The organism is Halostagnicola alkaliphila (genome assembly GCF_055379965.1).
In genome coordinates this window covers 2,968,911-2,986,006 of the sequence record NZ_AP043826.1, presented here as the reverse complement: position 1 = coordinate 2,986,006, position 17,096 = coordinate 2,968,911, and the positions used below count along the sequence as shown (strand labels likewise).

Sequence of the window (17,096 nt, the reverse complement as noted above, 5' to 3'; positions counted from 1 at the left end):
TCGCTCGCGATTCAGTGGCAGCGAGACACCGGAACAGTGTACCCGACTCGCAGAGATCGGAAATTTTCGTGCGTCCATCACCGGGCTTATTCGCTCGCCCGACCCATCGTCGAGTATGACTGTCGTCCTCGCTGGCGTCGGTGCTGACAGCACGAACCTCGGAGCGCTCGGAAGTCTCACCGAGGACGGGCGCTTCGACTACATTCCGATCCCCGAGAAGACCAGTCAGACCACCGAGCCCCAAACACTCGGATCGTGGCCGCTTCGAACCTGCGACGGTGTCGCGGCCGATCTCGCAACGACAATTTCGCCCCAGCCAGTCGCGGACGGCGAGATGCGGGTCTCCGGCGACGAACTTGCAGAGTGGCCGCTTCACCGAGACCCTAATTTTGATGCCCTAACCTACGGAGAGCATCGAACCAGCGGATACGTCGGTCGGTTACGAGCCCTCGAGCCGGGCGACATCGTCGGCTTCTACGCTGGACTTCGGCGGCCGGACGGTGACCGTGCGCATCGGTATCTCATCGGTTACTTTACGGTCGAGGAGATCGGAGTTCTCGAGCCCCATACCCCCGCCGATCAACGACGCCGAATTCTCGAGGCGCATTCCGACAACGCTCACGCGAAGCGCGCACGCGACGGGAAAGCCTACCTCGAGGACAAGACGATCGTGCTGATCAATGGCCGAGAACCCGGCGGGTTGTTCGATTCGAATCCGATTCGACTCAGCGACTACTACGTCAAATCCGGTAACGAGCGGGCACAATACTATCTCCGCGAGGAAATCGCCGACGCGTTCTCGGTCGCCGCCGGTGGAACGAACATGATGTACAAGCCCGCCTACCGCTGTTCGATGTCCGGTCAGGCGTTTCGCGACCTCGTCGGCGTTCCCGGCGAACGCTCGAGCGAGAATCGACTCGTCGCCGAACTCCAGTGAGTCTCTGCGAGATTTCAGCGAGCCGCTGTCGAATTCCGGTCAATCGTCGCTCGCTGCTCGACAACTAAAAAATCAGTCGGTTTCATGATGAAAGACGACAAACGGACGAGACAGTGACCGACGAAACGGACCGGAGCGACGAAACGAACCGCCGACACGACCGCGTTCGGGCCCATCCGACGACGGGTCCGTCGAACTCGCTCGCTCACTGGACGACCGCTCGGAGTCCGATTCAGATCGCGATCAATTATCTCGTGATCTGGCTCGTCCGACTCTCGCCGAGCCTTCGACTCAAGCGATGGTTGATGCGCCGAATCGGCGTTACCGTCGGAGACGGCGTTTCGTGGGGTCTCGAGGCGACGCCGGACGTGTTCTGGCCCGAACTGATCACCGTCAGGGATCACGCGATTGTGGGCTACGACGCGACGATCCTCTGTCACGAGTTCTTACAGGAGGAGTACCGAACCGGCGAGGTCGTCATCGGCGAACGGGCGATGATCGGGGCTGGAGCCATCGTTCTCCCCGGTGTCGAAATCGGGGCCGACGCGCGCGTCGCGGCGAACTCGCTCGTGACGCGGGACGTTCCTCCCGGGACGACGGTTGCAGGTGTCCCGGCACGACCGATGGGGACCGACTCGAGCGACGAGTCCGGCAACGATACTTCCGAAGGTGCCGAATCCGGACCTGATGCGGAGTGAAACCGACTCGAGAACGGGAACTGGTTGAAAGAGATGGATGCCGGGCACTCGAGAACGGTGGAACGAGAAAACGGCTTACTTACAGCGACGACCAGGACGTTCGTGCCTGATTCCAAGACGTGATGTCGGCGATCCAGCGGGCTGCGATGAGCTTCTTGAGATTCTTCGCGGGGAGGCCCCCGAAGGTGTCGAACGGAAGCATCTTGACGTCGTGAGCGACGGCCTTCTCGCCGACCGAGATGACGGTTCCTTTGTCGTCGAACTCCCAGGTCTTCAACGGGCGACCCTCGATCGCTCGAGAAATGTTTTCGCCGACGACTTCGGCGGCCTGCCAGGCGGCTTGGGCCGTCGGTGGTGCGGGCTGATCGCCCTGGTCGATGATGGCCGAGTCGCCGATAGCGAAGACGCGGTCGTCGGTGGTCTGGAAGTTCGCCTCAGTAGTGACGCGATTGTGTTCGTTCTCGAGGTCGGTGTCGTCGAGCGCGTCTCGGCCGGTAATTCCGCCGGTCCAGACGAAGGTATCGAACTCGAGTGGCTCACCTTCATCGAAGTGGATGACGCCTTCCTCGGCTTCCGTGATCGGGTCGTCGGTGTGAATTTCGACGCCAGCGTCCTCGAGGAGGTCTCGAAGTGCCTGCTGGATTTCCGGATCGTTGCCGGGGAAGATTTCGTCGAGCGCTTCGACGAGGTGGATGTCGATCGGTGCGCGATGGATATCGCGGAACTCCGCAATTTCGCCCGCGGTCTGAATACCCGAGAGGCCCGCGCCGCCGATGGCGATCTGTGCGGGTTCGCCTCGTGTCGCGTCCTCGCTGGCTTCTTTGACCGATTCGTGAATCTCGAGGGCGTCGTCGAGACTCTTGAGCGTGAGCGAGTGCTCGTCGAGACCGGGAATGCCGTAGTAGGCCGTCTGACTCCCGAGTCCGACCATTAGGTAGTCGTACTCGACGTCTTCCCCACCCTCGAGGGAGACGAGTTGTTCGTCGGTATCGATGTCGGTGACTTCGTCTTTGATGAATTCCGTCGAACGGTCGGCGATGTCTCCGACGGGGATCGTGATATCCGATCGAACGTCGGGGTCACGGATCACACGATGGGATTCGTGCAAAACGAGATGATAGTTGACGTCGGCAATCCACGTGAGATCGGCATCGGCACCGAGCTCCGATTGGAGTTTCTTGACCGCGCCGGCACCGGCGTATCCGGCACCGAGTACGACAACATTCTCTGTCATACCCAACAGTGAGAAACACACTGATACAAAGGTGTTGAAACACGAACCGCTGTGCCTATAGTTCACATGCGACTCTTCGAAAGTCATCATTTCCATGACTGAAAGTTACTCTACTCATAGTAAACGAAGAGCTGCCCTGACAGACGTTTTCAACAAACAACTCGGTTATCGATTGGCAACTATTGTATAATTTGATAAATCCAGTGCTACGGAACCGAGAGAATTTGTCTCGGATTTCCTGATCTCGGAAAGACGGCAAACGGCTCACAAAATCCGTTTGCCGAACGCGCTCGCGGTGAGTTCGGCGGCCAACGTCGCGGTCTCGTTCGCTTCGTCGAGGATCGGGTTCACCTCGACGATATCCATCGACCGGAGCACTCCATCCTCGGCGTGCCGGGCCGAAACGGTCTCGAGCGCGGAATGCGCTTCTCGGTACGTAACGCCTCCACGAACGGGCGTTCCGACGCCGGGGGCAGTCTTGGGATCGAGCCAGTCCAGATCGAGGCTCACGTGAATCCCGTCGGTGCCGGTCGTCGCGACCTCGAGCGCTTCTTCGACGACGGTTGCTATCCCGCGGTTGTCGATGTCGGACATCGTAAACGACGAAATCTCGCTGTCCTGAATGAGTTCTCGTTCGCGATCGTCGATACTCCGAAGTCCGACGTACGCGACGGACTCTTCGCGAACCCGGTGAGCGTGTGCCCAATCTGAATCTTCGAAAATCCCTCGACCGAGTGCGGCACCGAGTGGCATCCCGTGGACGTTACCGCTGGGGGAGGTTTCGGGCGTGTTGAGATCGGCGTGTGCATCGAACCAGACGACACCGAGGTCCGCATCGCGTGCCGATCCGTTCATCGACCCGATCGCTATCGAGTGGTCGCCGCCGAGGACGAGTGGGAACACTCCTTCCTCGATCGTTTCGCGAACCTGTCGAGCCAATCGAATATTGACGTCTTCGATTTCTCGGAGGAATTTCGCGTTCCCTCGACTCGGCTGGTTCGCTTCCGGATCTCGCTCCTCCGCTCGAGGCATCCGTAAATCTCCCGAATCGGTCACTTCGAGGCCGACGCTTTCGAGTTTCTCGGCGACGCCGGCGTACCTGATCGCCGACGGGCCCATGTCGACGCCGCGTCGGTTCGCGCCGTAATCCATCGGTGCTCCGATAATTCGAACGGCCTGGTCCATATTCGACCCTTCGTGGCCAGTTGCTTGGTGGTGACGATCCGTCTTCCCGGCTGTCGACAGATTTAGGGTTAGACGGCTCTAAATCACTCGTATGATGCTGAGCGACGTGATGGAGGACTATCTCAAGGCCATCTATCAGCTTCAACGCGGCCAGGACGATCGCATCAAGACCTCCGAGATCGCGTCCGAACTCGACGTCACGTCGCCAACCGTGACGAGCATGCTCGAGAAACTCGAAGAACGCGGGCTCGTCGATCGAGAGAAGTATCAGGGCGTTACGCTGACAGCCGAAGGCGAGACGGTTGCACTCGAGGTCGTTCGTCACCACAGACTCCTCGAATCGTACCTAACCGAGCACCTCGATTACGACTGGTCGGAAGTCCACGAGGAAGCCGATCGGCTCGAGCACCACATTAGCGAAGACTTCGAGCGACGGGTCGCGGCCGCGCTGAACGAACCGGATGTCGACCCGCACGGCTCGCCGATTCCGGGTGCCGACCTCGAGCCACCCGCGGAGCGAGACGGCGACTCCATCACCGAGTTCGAACAGGGCGACGTCGTTGTCGTCGAGGAAGTCGCCGATCGCGATCCGGAGATTCTCTCGTATCTCGCCGACCACGGCGTCGAGCCCGGCGTCGAACTCGAAATCCTCGAGGTCGCTCCCTTCGGAATGGTGACGGCCCGAGCCACCGACCACGACGACCCAGTGTCGCTTCCGGAGAGTGTAGCACACCACGTTCGTGTTGCTCCGCTTCCTGGAATCGAATCCTGAGTGAGACGTTCTACGGGCCTCTCTAACCCATTAGATTCGACTCAATCTAATAATTCGTAGGCAACATATAAGTTTAGACGCCTCTAAACAGCGCTCAATGAACTCGTGGTATTTGCGGTGTCGGGGTGAGCCCGGTCGATGAACGACCGATCGCTCGCCGACCTTCCGCGATGGGTGCTCGCAATCGGCCCCGTCGTGATCCTCGGATCGATCTTCGTCTTCTTGTACGCGACCTCGCCGTTCGGCGATCTCAGCGGCGTCGAAAACGCGAGCAGGCTCGAAATTCTCTGGATGGTGACGATCATCGGCGCGTTAGCCGGCGTCGTTCCCGTCGTGATCGGGATGCTCTGGTTTCCGTTTATCCGGGCGCTCGATCCCCGGTATTTGCACGCGTTTCTGGCGCTCGCGGCCGGTGTGCTCGCGTTCATCGCGGTCGAAATGACCGAAGAGGCGGTCGGACACGCGGGCGATGCCGAGAGCGCGACCCTGGCCGCGGGGCTCGCGTTACTCGGAATCGGTGGGACGTTCGCGGTGATGTACGTTGTGAGTAAGTGGCGACACCGTAAAATGGCGACTAGCGGGAAGAGCGGTCTCGAGATTGCCTATCTCGTCGCGATCGCGCTCGGGTTACACAGCGTCGGCGAAGGGCTCGGTATCGGGGTCGCGTTCGTCGGGCAAGACGCCACGATGTTGACGCTGCTCGTCCTCGCGTTTATCCTCCACAACGTGATGGAGGGGCCGACGGTCGTCGCGGCCGTCGCTCGTGATCGATCCGCGCCGCCGCTTCGACACTTCGCGGCGATGGGACTCATCGCGGGCGGTCCGGTCATCCTCGGGGGATGGATCGGGAGCTTCGGCGAATCTCCCTTGCTCGCCGTCCTGTTCTACGCGATCGCGGTCGGTGCAATCGTTCAGGCCCTCCTCGAGGTTGCGGATCTAATCCGATTCGACGCCGAGGCGGTCTTCACCCGGGTTAACGCGGCGACGTTCGTCGTCGGGTTCATCCTCATGTTTCTGCTCGAGGACGTTCTCACGGACGTGTTACTCGAGGGGTGGCTCGTTCCCGCGTAAACGCGCCTTCGGAACGGTTCGCACTAATTGGTTTTCAGACGTATCCGTGTAACATCACTGACTCGATGTCGTCTCCCAAAGAAAGGAAACGCCTTACTACTCACGGGAACAACACAAAATTGTAGAAGAAAACCGGGCTCACCCGCCGGGTTTAAGGAAATCAATTACGTAAGATTCCATATGTCATCAATCGAACTCACACCAAGCCAGAAGAAAATACTGCGCGCCCTGACGAATCTTCACAACGAAACTGACGACGCGATCAAAGGCGAGGATATCGCCGAACAGGTCGACCGAAACCCGGGAACGATTCGCAACCAGATGCAGAGTCTCAAAGCCCTCCAACTCGTCGAGGGTGTACCCGGTCCAAAAGGGGGATACAAGCCGACTGCGGCGGCTTACGAAGCACTCGAGATCCAACAGATGGACGACCCGGCTTCCGTTCCACTCGAGCACGAAGGTGAGCCCGTCACCGACGTCATCATCGAAGAAATCGATCTCTCGAGCGTTCACCACCCCGAACTCTGTCGCGCCGAAATCCACGTACAAGGCGCAATCGGCGATATCAACGAGGACGATTCGGTTATCGTCGGTCCGACGCCGCTTTCGAAGCTTCTCATCGAGGGAACCGTCGACGGAAAGGACGATACGAACAACATCCTCATTCTTCGGATCGACGAAATGGTCGCACCGTCCGAGGAACCTGCTCACTGAATCGGTTTCGCCTTCGATTTACTCTCCTCTCCGGTTTCTGGATCGACGATCACTTCACTGCGGATCGATTCGATATCTGGAAACGCAAAATTAGGTCCGCGTTTTTCGATTAGTTGTCCGTCGGGTCGGTCGCCTCGCTCGTGTCGTCCTCGCCTGCTGCGAGCGACGGAATCACGTCGACGCTCGCGACCGAGTCGTCGGAATCGACGTCCATGATGGTGACGCCCATGGTGTTGCGCCCGACCGTCGAAATCTCGCCGGCTCGAGTCCGCATGATCTGTCCCCGCTCGCTCATCGCGACGAGGTGATCGTCTTCCGTGACGGCTTTGACAGCTGTAACGGGGCCGTTTCGATCGTTGGTCTTGATATCGATCAGTCCCTTTCCGTATCGGGACTGCGTGTTGTACTCCGAGAGCAACGTTCGCTTACCGTATCCGTTCCGGGTGACTGTCAACAGCGCGCGATCGTCGTCCCCGTCACGATCGGTCGCGACGAGTCCGGCGACGGCGTCGCTTGCCTCCCCTTCACCCTGGAGTTTGATCCCGTTGACACCGCGGGCGTTTCGCCCCATCTCGCGCACTTCGCTCTCGTCGAACCGGATGGTCATCCCGCGTTCGGTCGCGATGACGAGATCGTTCGATCCGTCGGTTACCTCCACGTCGACGAGTTCGTCGCCCTCCTCGAGGCTCGCCGCGATGATCCCCGTGGTGAGGATGTTGTCGAACTCGTCGCCCGAGGTGCGTTTGACGTAGCCGTTTTTGGTCACCATCGTCACGCACTCGTCGTCCTCGAACGAGTCGGTGTCGACGACCGCCGTTATCTCCTCTCCGTCGTCGAGGTCGAGAATGTTGACGGCGGATTTCCCGCGCGCCGTCCGGCCCATCTCTGGAATTTCGTAGGTCTTTAACTGATATACCTGCCCGTGGTTGGTAAAGCAGAGCAAGTAATCGTGGGTGTTCGCGTGGAACACCGTCGTGATGCGGTCCTCGTCTTTGATGTCCGCGCCGATGATCCCCTTCCCGCCTCGACCCTGGGGGTCGAAGGTCTCGATCGGCATTCGTTTCACGTAGTCGTCTTCGGTCATGACGACGACCACGTCTTCCTCCGGAATGAGATCCTCGTGAGTGACCGTCCCCTGATCTTCGATGATCGAGGTTCGGCGCTCGTCGTCGTACTCGTCTTTGATCTCGCGGAGTTCGTCTTTGATGACGGTCAGCAACTTCTGTTCGCTCTCGAGGATCGCGGTTAGGCGTTCGATCTCGGCTTGGACGTCCCCGTACTCGTCTTCGATCTCCGCGGATTCCATCGACGTGAGGCTGCCCAGTTGCATCCTGACGATGTGTTCGGCCTGGGCTTGCGAGAAGTCAAACTCTTCGGCGAGGCCGGATTTAGCATCCGAGCGATCCTCGGAGTTGCGGATCAGTTCGACGACGTCTTCGACGTTCTCGAGGGCTTTTAATCGGCCTTCGAGAATGTGGGCGCGATCCTCCGCTTCGGCGAGGTCGTACTCGCTGCGCCGACGCACGACTTCTCGACGGTGGGAGACGTACTCCTCGAGAGTCTCCTTGAGCGAGAGGACCTGCGGTTGGCCGTCGACCAACGCGAGGTTGATAACGCCGAAGGTCTTTTCGAGGTGGTTCTCGAGCAGTTTGTTTTTGACGACATCGCTGTTCGCGCCGCGTTTGAGATCGACGACGATGCGGACGCCGTTCCGGTCGGACTCGTCCCGAAGGTCCGAAATCCCCTCGACTTCGCCTTCGTTGACGTCTTCGGCGATACGCTCGACGATCCGGGCCTTATTCGACTGATAGGGGAGTTCCGTGATGACGATGCGTTCGCGGTCGTTCTTCCACTCCTCGAGTTCGAACTCGGCGCGAACGCGAAGCCGTCCGCGCCCGCTGGCGTAGGCCGAGTAGATGGCGTCGCGACCGACGATGTTCGCACCCGTCGGGAAGTCGGGACCCTTGACGTGGTCCATTAAGTCCTCGACGGTCGAGTCGGGGTTGTCGATGAGTTCGATCGTCGCGTCGATTACTTCGCCCAGGTTGTGCGGGGGAATGTTCGTCGACATCCCGACCGCAATCCCCGAGGAACCGTTGACGAGCAGGTTCGGGAACGACGAGGGCAAGACGGTCGGCTCCTCGAGTCGGTCGTCGTAGTTCGACTGGAAGTCGACGGTGTCCTTGTCGATATCCTCGAGTAGCTCTTCGGAGAGCGAGGACATCCGCGCCTCAGTGTATCGGGGCGCTGCGGCCGGATCGCCGTCCATCGATCCGAAGTTCCCCTGTCCGTCGACGAGGGGATAACGCATCGAGAAGTCCTGTGCGAGCCGGACGAGCGTGTCGTAGATCGCGCTGTCACCGTGTGGGTGGTAGTCACCCATCGTCTCCCCAACGATCGAGGAGGACTTTCGGTGGGCCGAACCGCTCGTGATCCCCATCTCGTACATCGCGTACAGGATTCGGCGGTGGACGGGTTTGAGTCCGTCTCGAACGTCCGGGAGGGCACGACCCGCGATGACGCTCATCGCGTAGTCGATGTAACTTTGCTCCATTTCGTCTTCGATGCGGACGGTTTCGACCGTCCGGGCCTCTACATCCGTGGGTTCGGGTACGTCTGAGCTCATGTGTGTTGCCTTCCTATCAGATGTCGATCCATTCTGCCTCGGGTGCGTTGTCCTTGATGAATTGTTTTCGCGGTTCGACCGCATCGCCCATCAGCACCGAGAACATCTTGTCCGCGGCCGCCGCGTCCTCGACGGTGATCTGTTTGAGAATGCGGTTTTCGGGATTCATCGTCGTCTCCCAGAGCTGTTCGGGGTTCATCTCGCCGAGGCCCTTGAACCGCTGGACCTGGGTCGGATTCCCGTCACATTTCTCTTCGACAATCTTGTCGCGCTCCGCGTCAGTCATCGCATCGTAGGTCTCTCCGCGGTACCGAATTCGGTACAGCGGCGGCTGGGTCGCGTAGACGTACCCACCCTCGAGCAGCGGCCGCATGTGCCGGTAGATGAACGTCAACAGGAGCGTCCGAATGTGGGCCCCGTCGACGTCTGCGTCCGTCGCCATGATGATTTTCTTGTATCGGATGGCGTCGGCGTCGAACTCATCGCCAATCCCCGCGCCGATGGCGGTGATCAGGTTCCGGATCTCGTCGTTCTCGAGAATTCGATCGAGTCGGTGTTTTTCGACGTTCAGAATCTTCCCCTTGATCGGGAGGACAGCCTGGAACTCGGGATTGCGTGCCTGTTTTGCGCTTCCGCCTGCGGAGTCACCCTCCGCGACGAACAGTTCGGCTTCCTCTGGATCTTTTGTCTGGCAATCCGCAAGTTTCCCGGGTAGCGAGGTCGAATCGAGTGCGGACTTTCGGCGGGTCAGCTCTTCGGCCTTTCGGGCTGCCATTCGGGCCTTGGCCGCCTCGACGGCCTTCATCACGACGGCCTGAGCGGTGTCTGGATTCTCTTCGAAGTAGATCCCCAGTCCCTCGTGCATTGCACCCTCGACGATTCCCCGGACTTCGCTGTTGCCGAGTTTCGTCTTCGTCTGGCCCTCGAACTGCGGGTCGGGGTGTTTGATCGAGATAACTGCGGTAAGTCCCTCGCGGATATCCTCTCCCTTGAGGTTCTCTTCGAGATCCGAGAGGAGGTCGTTTTCCTTCGCGTAATCGTTGATCACGCGGGTAAGTGCGGTCTTGAATCCGGTGAGGTGGGTCCCGCCTTCGCGCGTGTTGATGTTGTTCGCGAACGCGTGGATCGAACCCTGTAGCTCCTGGGTCGCCTGCATCGCGACTTCGACCTGAATGTTCTCGTCTTCGTCCTCGAAGTAAATGATCTCCTCGTGCATCGCCGAGCGCGTCTCGTTCAAGTACTCGACGAATTCGCGGATGCCGCCCTCGTACTCGTAGGTCTCGGAGACGAACTCGCCGCCGTCGTCTCGTTCGCGTTCGTCCCGAAGGGTGATGCACACACCGGAGTTGAGGAAGGCAAGCTCCCGAAGCCGGTTCGAGAGCGTCGAGAACGCGAACTGGTCCGTCTCGAAGATTTCGCCGTCGGGCCAGAACGTGATCTCGGTACCCGTGTCCTCGTCGTCTGCGAGGTCGCGAACCCGCTCCATATCGCCTTGGGGTTCGCCGCGTTCGAACGCGTGGCGAAAGACGCCGCCGTCGCGTTTGACCTCGACCTCGAACCGACTCGAGAGGGCGTTCACCACGGACACGCCGACTCCGTGGAGGCCGCCCGAGACCTGGTAGGACTTGTTGTCGAACTTTCCGCCAGCGTGGAGGACGGTTAAGATCACCTCGAGCGCTGGGCGGTCGTACTCTTCGTGGGTGTCGACGGGAATCCCGCGGCCATCGTCAGTGACGGTGACGGCACCGTCGTCGTGGATCGAGACGGTGATATCGTCACAGTGGCCTGCCAGTGCCTCGTCGATCGAGTTATCCACCACCTCGTAGACGAGATGGTGTAATCCTCGAGAATCGGTAGAACCGATGTACATCGCCGGGCGCTTACGAACGGCCTCCAAGCCTTCTAAGACCTGAATCTGGCCGGCGCCGTACTCGCTTTCCTGAGACATGAAAACCTGTTTTCGGATAGTAGTCCGGGGCTTAAAAAGGTCACGTACGCGCGCGAGCGCGAACAAAAAGTAAAGGTAGTGACGGTTACTGGATATGTGAAGCCGTCCGTAGTTTCCGTCGAGATTTCACGAACATTCGATCCTCGTTCAAGCTCGTCGGAGGTGTTCGCAGTCTCCTGCAGAAACGGTTCGTTCCCCGCTCTCCGTTTCGACTACCAGCGACCCGGTTTCGGTCACGTCGACGGCAGTGCCGACGATTTCCTCGGTGGCGCTATCGACCCGAACGCGCGTTCCGATCGTTAACGCGAGATCCCGCCATGCGTCGACAACTTCCTCGAGGTCGGTTCGCTGGGCGTCGAACTCCTCGAGAAGCCGCTGGACGAAGACGCGCCGGTCGACGTCGTCGACCTCGGCTCGAATACTGGTCGCTTCGGACGGGATCGAACCGGCGTCGACGTTTGCGTTCACGCCAATACCGACAGCGATCCAGGCGACGCGATCGGTTTCACCCTCCATCTCCGTGAGGATCCCCGCGAGTTTTCGATAGGGACGGTCGAGATCCTCGTCCTCAACGGGAACGACGACATCGTTTGGCCACTTGATTCGGGCGTCGACGCCCGCTTCGCGAGCCGCTCGCGTCGTCGCAACTGCTGCAGCCAGCGTGTACAACGGCGCTTGTGTGGGGGGGATGTTGGGCCGACAGACGAGGCTCGTCCAGACGCCGCCACTCGGTGCGCTCCAGGCTCGCTCGAGTCGACCCCGTCCGCCGGTTTGCTCGTCTGCGAGGACGGCGATGTCGGCGACACCGTCGGTCGCGAGTTCGCGTGCGCGATCGTTGGTGCTCCCGAGGGCATCGTGGTACTCGACGGAAAAGGGAGCTTCGAGACCGTATTCTACGGCGGCCGCGTTGTATTCCGTAATCGCGTCGAGAACGTAGCCGTCGGATCCGCTTTCGATTTCGAACCCCGCGTCGCGTAGTTCGTCGATCTGCTTCCAGATTGCCGCCCGCGAAACGTCGAGCGCATCCGCGAGTGTCGGGCCACCGACCGGACCCTCTTCCAGCGCCTCGAGAATCGCTCGTTTCGTCTCGTTCATACTCTCGAGACTGGGATACGCACACTTCAATTAGCCGGATGGGCGTATCCGGATCGGCCGTTGACCGAGAACGAAGTCGCTTCGGTGTGTCTTCTCGAGTCCGTCGCCGGTTACGAGTACGGCAGGCAAAAATCCGTACGAGTTCTTCGACTCGGTTTTCGCGAGTGCGTTATCCGAGCCTCGGCGTCGCACGTAGCTTCCGGGGGCTTTTGCGGCCACGAGACGGACGCGTCATCTCCTATCGGCGGTAGGCTCGGCTCGGACAGCGTTGCAGGTCGCCGGATCCAAACGTCCATCCGCGCCGTCGTGTGCCTTTGCCGGAAGCCTTCAGCGATGACCGTTCCGTCTGTGGTTTGTTTCGCCGGAAGCGGAGCATACGCCCCGTTTCGTACGGGTACTGGCAGCCGCTTAATTCTTCCTTTCTTCCGCGCCGACGTACGGGTGTCATTTGTCCGTTTGCATCACTGTCCGACTGGGATACTTCGATCGGCTGGCGGCCACGGAACTTTGGTCTCGTCCGTCGTGTTGTCTCTATGAACACTGGAACCGTTCGCGTGACGACTATTCTGATCGGGTTTACCGTCGCCGTCGGCTGCGTTCTCATCGTTCTCTCCGTCGTCGGAATTCGGGCGACGCTCTCGGCGATTGTGACCGCGGATCGAACCGTTCTGGTCGGCGTTCTCCTCGCGGTCGTCTGTTGGATCGGGACGTGGTCGGTGACTCTCTCGCTCGTCCTGCAGATTCTCGATGTCGAACACGGGCTGATCGACGGCGTCCTCTTGTTCGGAAACGTGCTCTTTGCAAACAGTATCGCCCCATCGACGTACCTCGGCGGCGAACCCCTCGCCGCGTTTTTGCTTACCCGTCACATCGGCAGCGACTACGAAACTAGCTTTGCGACAGTCTCGAGTCTCGATCTCCTCAACTACGCTCCGATGGTGCCACTCGCTACTGTCGGCCTGTTGTATTTCGCCGTAACGGCGGCTATCGGCCGACGTACCGAATTCCTGCTTCTCGCCGTTCTAGCCGTCATAGTGGCGCTTATCGCCAGTATCTTGTACGGGTGGCGACACCGGAGACGAACCGTCAATGGGGTTGCCGCAGTCCTCAGCGGTATTTCGTCTCGCCTGAGTGCACTCGTCCCGGGCGTTCGACCGATGTCGTACGCACGACTTCACCAACGGCTCGGACTGTTCGTCGACGAGGTCGAACAGGTCGCTGCCGACCAACACACCCTCAAACGCGCGCTCGCATATTCGACACTCGGGTGGTTGTTTCTCTCGAGTGCGCTCTGGCTCGCGCTGTACGCCGTCGGCTACGCTGTTTCCCCCGAACTAGTCTTGTTCGTCGTTCCACTCGGTGCAATCACGAACGTTCTCCCCTTCCCAGGCGGGTTAGGAAGTGTCGAGTCAGTGTTTATCGTTTTGCTCGTCACCGTTGGGTCCGTTTCCGCTCCCGAGGCGACGGCTGCGACGCTTCTTTACCGGGCGGCCACGTACTGGCTCCCGTTGGTTTTCGGAGCAGGTACGGTTATCGTATCACACTTCTCAGTGAGCCGGGCACTGTGAGAGATCATGCGTAGGGACCGTTCTCCGACTCACAGGGAGACATTTCTCAGTTGCCGTGTTCTCGAACTCGAGTTCCGATGTGATTTGGTGATTCCAGGTGGCCGTCTAAGACACTCCCAACGGCACTGAGCCGACCACGAAGTAGAATCTACTTGGGCGAGAATTATTTTGGACGAGTAAGTTTATACTCTAAATATATTAAAATTTTGTCACCTCAGACACTTCCAAACTTACAATAGTGTTATTGTGACAATGCTTATTACTATTGGATTCTTATATGTAACCATGTCTGAAAAGATAAAAGATAATGAAGAAGAGATAATGAATGATAAGGAATCATCCGAAAACACATTCGGGAGACGGCATTATATGAAGGCCAGTGGTGCCGGTATCGGTGCGTCGGTGCTTGGAATCTCATCCGGAATAACGCCAGTAACCGCATCTTCGAGTGCCACTCCCGCTCGATCCGACGATTACTACGATCTCACATCTGAGGTTCCGAGCGACGCGTGGGATCTCTGGGAATCCAAACCTGACGTGCGCGAAGAGTTCTCCACGGTTGACGCCGACGATTACGATGGACGAAACGGCGATCTCGCCGAGTTGATCGAAGACGCGTCTGAGGACGGTGCCATCGTCGACCTTGGAAGCGGGACCTACGAAATCGAAACTCAGGCAAGCGTCTCGAACGAGGATGTGTTCGGGCTAATTGGTGACGGAGCCGAAATTTATTATAGGGGAGTTGATGGTTCGGGAGGCCATACCCTTCTATCGCCAAGCGGGGTCAGCACGCTCATTCTCGAGGGCGTCACGTTCGACATCACTGAAGACCCGCCGAATTATCCGGAGTACAATACCGATACGGGGATCATTTCAGAAGAAATCCAAGATGAGATTTGGATCGAAGACGTGGAACTACGTGGTCAGCGAAACCGTTGGCAGGACCTATCCCATCGGTCGTCCGGATACAACTCGATCGGGAATCGATACACGTTCCGACTCGACGTCGCATCCGACGGGACCGCCCTCGTCGAAAATCTCGAGATGGCAGATGGAGAAATTAACGTGTCGGACATTCACGAACATGTGGGATTCGCGATCCCGGTCAGCAACGGGGATCCTACTGACGGTCTATTCGTCTGGAAAGACTGTTATCTTGAAGACTGGATCGATAACGGTTACTACGTGTCCCCAGATGAGTCTACCGTTGGAGAAGTCGTGCTGTGGAACTGTGATGCAGTCAATATCCACGGCGGGGGAGCTATGCGTATCGGCTCCAACGATACCATCGTTGGTGGTCAAGTTACGCTGAACGACGTTGATCGCAGTGCTGTCGGACTCGATATGGAAATCGGTGGCGACATCAACGTTATCGGACTAACACTCGATGCGACCGAATTCGGTGAGTCGCTGGTCCGGTCGAGGGACGACAACAACGACGCTTCACTCGATCGTCTCGTTGTCACGGGCGATGATTCGTCGGGCCACCGTTTGTTCCGGTTTTCGAGTGGCGACATTACCCTCGGTGACATGTATATCGAGGACCTCTCAACTGGACATGATTATCGACGGACCTTCTTGATTCGAGGAGCTAACGTCAGCGTTGACGAAGATCTGCGGGTCTACAAAGAGCGGAGTTCGGATCAAGGGTCGCTAGCCTATATCGGGTCGGGGTCGTTCACTGACGAGGCTGGCACCACCTACGACTCAGGCGAAGTGTCCTCCAGCGACGCTGGCGTTCAAGAGCCCGACGAGATGCCGGAGTTCCACTTCGGTGATGAAGATGATGACGAGAATGAAGAAACTCCTGGAACCGTCGTTGACAACTTCGAAGACGGTAACTTCGATGCGTATTCCGTCGACACTGAAGCAGATGTCACTTCGTCAGCAGCGTATCGAAGAGATTATGGCTTAGAACTCGATGGTGACAGCGGGTTCTCCGGCTCTGTTCGATCCGACTCCGGGTTGAATGCGTACCCCGGACAGAACGATAAATGGGAGTTCTGGTGGAACACACAGACCCTCGAGGAAGCCTTTTACACCTACTTCGGAACCCAATCTGCGGACTATTCGGAGACGTTCCGAATGGGCGTCTCCTTCGGCGACACCGAATCCTCGCTCTGGTTCCAAGAACGCGGATCGGATGGGGACTCGTACCTCGGGAGTACCGACGTGACGGTCGATACGGCGACGTGGTATCGAACGGTCGTCGATGGGACGGATGGCGACAGTTGGACGGTCTCGATCGACACCGGCGAAGGGACGGAGATAATCGGGGAGCTTACCACCGACGAAACACAGTATACAGGGTATGACCGATCGAATATCGCATACTGGATCAGCGGTAACGATCGGTGCTATTTCGACGAGATCACGATTCGGGAACTACACGACGATGATGACGGTGGCCCACAGGAACTCGTCGTCGATGACTTCTCAGATGGAAGCCTCGACGAGTGGCAGATTCCATCGCAAACGGGGACTGTCGATACTGATAGCGACAGTTACGAGAACTCCTACGCGCTGCGGTGTTACGACGATGGGTTCACTCGGGCGTTCGCGAACGAAAACAGTAGTCCGTCGCTCGAGACCTTCCCCCAGCCGGGTGACCTCTGGGAGTTCTACTTCCAGATACAGAACCTCGATCTGACTCGCTTCCAGTTCGGTCGACAGGGATCCGAGGATAACGACGGTCACTACCGAGTTGAACTGAGTTCGAGCGGGTTCCGCGTTGATATCCACGACGGAAGTTCGAGTTCAACCGTGGGAACCGGCGAGTACGGGCTGAGTTACGACGCCGGGACTTGGTATCGTGTACGCCACTGGTGGCAACACCCCGACCAGGACGAAGACCACGTCTGTGAACTCTACGACGTGTCTGCAGACGAAGTCGTCGCGACGGTTTCTGGAAATGACACCACCTGGGAAGACGGCGATGTCGGTGTATGGGCCAACCACGATACCGGCATCTCGTTCGATCTCATCCAGGTCCTCGAGCGCACGTCGTAAGGCCGCGACTTTCGAATGAGCGGTCATTTGAGTGGTCTACAACTTCGCTATTCTACCCCGGTTTGTGAATTCGGGACCTCTCAAATACGAGACGAACGCTTCCTGATTACAACGCTTCTACCGAAATTTGATAGGGATGAATTAGTTGAATCCACTACGAAAACACCATCACTATCCGCGACGAAGGCGTTCGTGCGTTTAACGACTATATAATAATCCTCGTTATCTGCCTTTGCTGT

At 58.6% G+C, this 17,096-nt stretch carries 12 protein-coding genes; 7 read left to right on the top strand and 5 right to left on the bottom strand.

Going from position 1 to position 17,096, the window contains the following annotated elements:
- Nucleotides 1-115 precede the first annotated feature (115 nt).
- Nucleotides 116-937 (top strand): Nmad3 family putative nucleotide modification protein, encoded by an 822-nt coding sequence (locus ACZ5C7_RS20285; RefSeq protein ID WP_464378067.1) that lies wholly within the window; start codon nucleotides 116-118, stop codon nucleotides 935-937.
- 113 nt (nucleotides 938-1,050) lie between these two features.
- The gene (locus ACZ5C7_RS20280) at nucleotides 1,051-1,635 is read left to right on the top strand and encodes an acyltransferase (RefSeq protein ID WP_464378066.1); all 585 of its coding nucleotides are present in this window, start codon (nucleotides 1,051-1,053) and stop codon (nucleotides 1,633-1,635) included.
- Nucleotides 1,636-1,714: 79 nt separating this feature from the next.
- Here ACZ5C7_RS20280 and ACZ5C7_RS20275 read toward each other — a convergent pair whose 3' ends face one another.
- Together ACZ5C7_RS20275 and rocF are read right to left on the bottom strand one after the other, a co-directional pair.
- Nucleotides 1,715-2,869, bottom strand: coding sequence for an NAD(P)/FAD-dependent oxidoreductase (locus ACZ5C7_RS20275; RefSeq protein ID WP_464378065.1), 1,155 nt, complete (start codon nucleotides 2,867-2,869; stop codon nucleotides 1,715-1,717).
- A gap of 264 nt (nucleotides 2,870-3,133) precedes the next feature.
- Nucleotides 3,134-4,054, bottom strand: a complete 921-nt coding sequence (rocF, locus tag ACZ5C7_RS20270; RefSeq protein WP_464378064.1) for an arginase — start codon at nucleotides 4,052-4,054, stop codon at nucleotides 3,134-3,136.
- Nucleotides 4,055-4,145: 91 nt separating this feature from the next.
- Between rocF and ACZ5C7_RS20265 the strand changes: the two genes are divergently transcribed.
- The 3 genes from ACZ5C7_RS20265 to ACZ5C7_RS20255 all read left to right on the top strand — a co-directional run bounded on the left by ACZ5C7_RS20265 (nucleotide 4,146) and on the right by ACZ5C7_RS20255 (nucleotide 6,611).
- Nucleotides 4,146-4,826: a metal-dependent transcriptional regulator gene (locus tag ACZ5C7_RS20265; protein WP_464378063.1), complete on the top strand. Its 681-nt coding sequence runs from the start codon at nucleotides 4,146-4,148 to the stop codon at nucleotides 4,824-4,826.
- 138 nt (nucleotides 4,827-4,964) lie between these two features.
- The gene (locus ACZ5C7_RS20260; protein ID WP_464378062.1) at nucleotides 4,965-5,897 is read left to right on the top strand and encodes a ZIP family metal transporter; all 933 of its coding nucleotides are present in this window, start codon (nucleotides 4,965-4,967) and stop codon (nucleotides 5,895-5,897) included.
- 180 nt (nucleotides 5,898-6,077) lie between these two features.
- Nucleotides 6,078-6,611, top strand: coding sequence for an Rrf2 family transcriptional regulator (locus tag ACZ5C7_RS20255; RefSeq protein ID WP_464378061.1), 534 nt, complete (start codon nucleotides 6,078-6,080; stop codon nucleotides 6,609-6,611).
- 109 nt (nucleotides 6,612-6,720) lie between these two features.
- Here the strand turns inward: ACZ5C7_RS20255 and gyrA are convergent, their stop codons facing one another.
- From gyrA to ACZ5C7_RS20240, 3 genes are all read right to left on the bottom strand, one after another.
- Entirely contained in the window at nucleotides 6,721-9,237 is a 2,517-nt protein-coding gene (gene gyrA / locus ACZ5C7_RS20250) for a DNA gyrase subunit A (protein WP_464378060.1), read from the bottom strand.
- Between the two features lie 16 nt (nucleotides 9,238-9,253).
- The gene (gene gyrB, locus ACZ5C7_RS20245; RefSeq protein ID WP_464378059.1) at nucleotides 9,254-11,185 is read right to left on the bottom strand and encodes a DNA topoisomerase (ATP-hydrolyzing) subunit B; all 1,932 of its coding nucleotides are present in this window, start codon (nucleotides 11,183-11,185) and stop codon (nucleotides 9,254-9,256) included.
- Nucleotides 11,186-11,332: 147 nt separating this feature from the next.
- Nucleotides 11,333-12,280: a biotin--[acetyl-CoA-carboxylase] ligase gene (locus ACZ5C7_RS20240; protein WP_464378058.1), complete on the bottom strand. Its 948-nt coding sequence runs from the start codon at nucleotides 12,278-12,280 to the stop codon at nucleotides 11,333-11,335.
- 533 nt (nucleotides 12,281-12,813) lie between these two features.
- Here ACZ5C7_RS20240 and ACZ5C7_RS20235 point away from each other — a divergent pair.
- Nucleotides 12,814-13,848, top strand: coding sequence for a lysylphosphatidylglycerol synthase transmembrane domain-containing protein (locus tag ACZ5C7_RS20235; RefSeq protein ID WP_464378057.1), 1,035 nt, complete (start codon nucleotides 12,814-12,816; stop codon nucleotides 13,846-13,848).
- A 369-nt stretch (nucleotides 13,849-14,217) separates the two neighbouring features.
- A complete protein-coding gene (locus tag ACZ5C7_RS20230) occupies nucleotides 14,218-16,857 on the top strand; it encodes a hypothetical protein (RefSeq protein ID WP_464378056.1) in 2,640 nt (879 codons plus the stop codon).
- Nucleotides 16,858-17,096: the final 239 nt, after the last annotated feature.

Bases quoted from the DNA above. Each gene is read 5' to 3' on its own strand.
- ACZ5C7_RS20285 (WP_464378067.1), top strand. From the start codon at position 116: ATGACTGTCGTCCTCGCTGGCGTCGGTGCTGACAGCACGAACCTCGGA.
- ACZ5C7_RS20275 (WP_464378065.1), bottom strand. From the start codon at position 2,869: ATGACAGAGAATGTTGTCGTACTCGGTGCCGGATACGCCGGTGCCGGC.
- rocF (WP_464378064.1), bottom strand. From the start codon at position 4,054: ATGGACCAGGCCGTTCGAATTATCGGAGCACCGATGGATTACGGCGCG.
- ACZ5C7_RS20265 (WP_464378063.1), top strand. From the start codon at position 4,146: ATGATGCTGAGCGACGTGATGGAGGACTATCTCAAGGCCATCTATCAG.
- ACZ5C7_RS20260 (WP_464378062.1), top strand. From the start codon at position 4,965: ATGAACGACCGATCGCTCGCCGACCTTCCGCGATGGGTGCTCGCAATC.
- ACZ5C7_RS20255 (WP_464378061.1), top strand. From the start codon at position 6,078: ATGTCATCAATCGAACTCACACCAAGCCAGAAGAAAATACTGCGCGCC.
- gyrA (WP_464378060.1), bottom strand. From the start codon at position 9,237: ATGAGCTCAGACGTACCCGAACCCACGGATGTAGAGGCCCGGACGGTC.
- gyrB (WP_464378059.1), bottom strand. From the start codon at position 11,185: ATGTCTCAGGAAAGCGAGTACGGCGCCGGCCAGATTCAGGTCTTAGAA.
- ACZ5C7_RS20240 (WP_464378058.1), bottom strand. From the start codon at position 12,280: ATGAACGAGACGAAACGAGCGATTCTCGAGGCGCTGGAAGAGGGTCCG.
- ACZ5C7_RS20235 (WP_464378057.1), top strand. From the start codon at position 12,814: ATGAACACTGGAACCGTTCGCGTGACGACTATTCTGATCGGGTTTACC.
- ACZ5C7_RS20230 (WP_464378056.1), top strand. From the start codon at position 14,218: ATGAAGGCCAGTGGTGCCGGTATCGGTGCGTCGGTGCTTGGAATCTCA.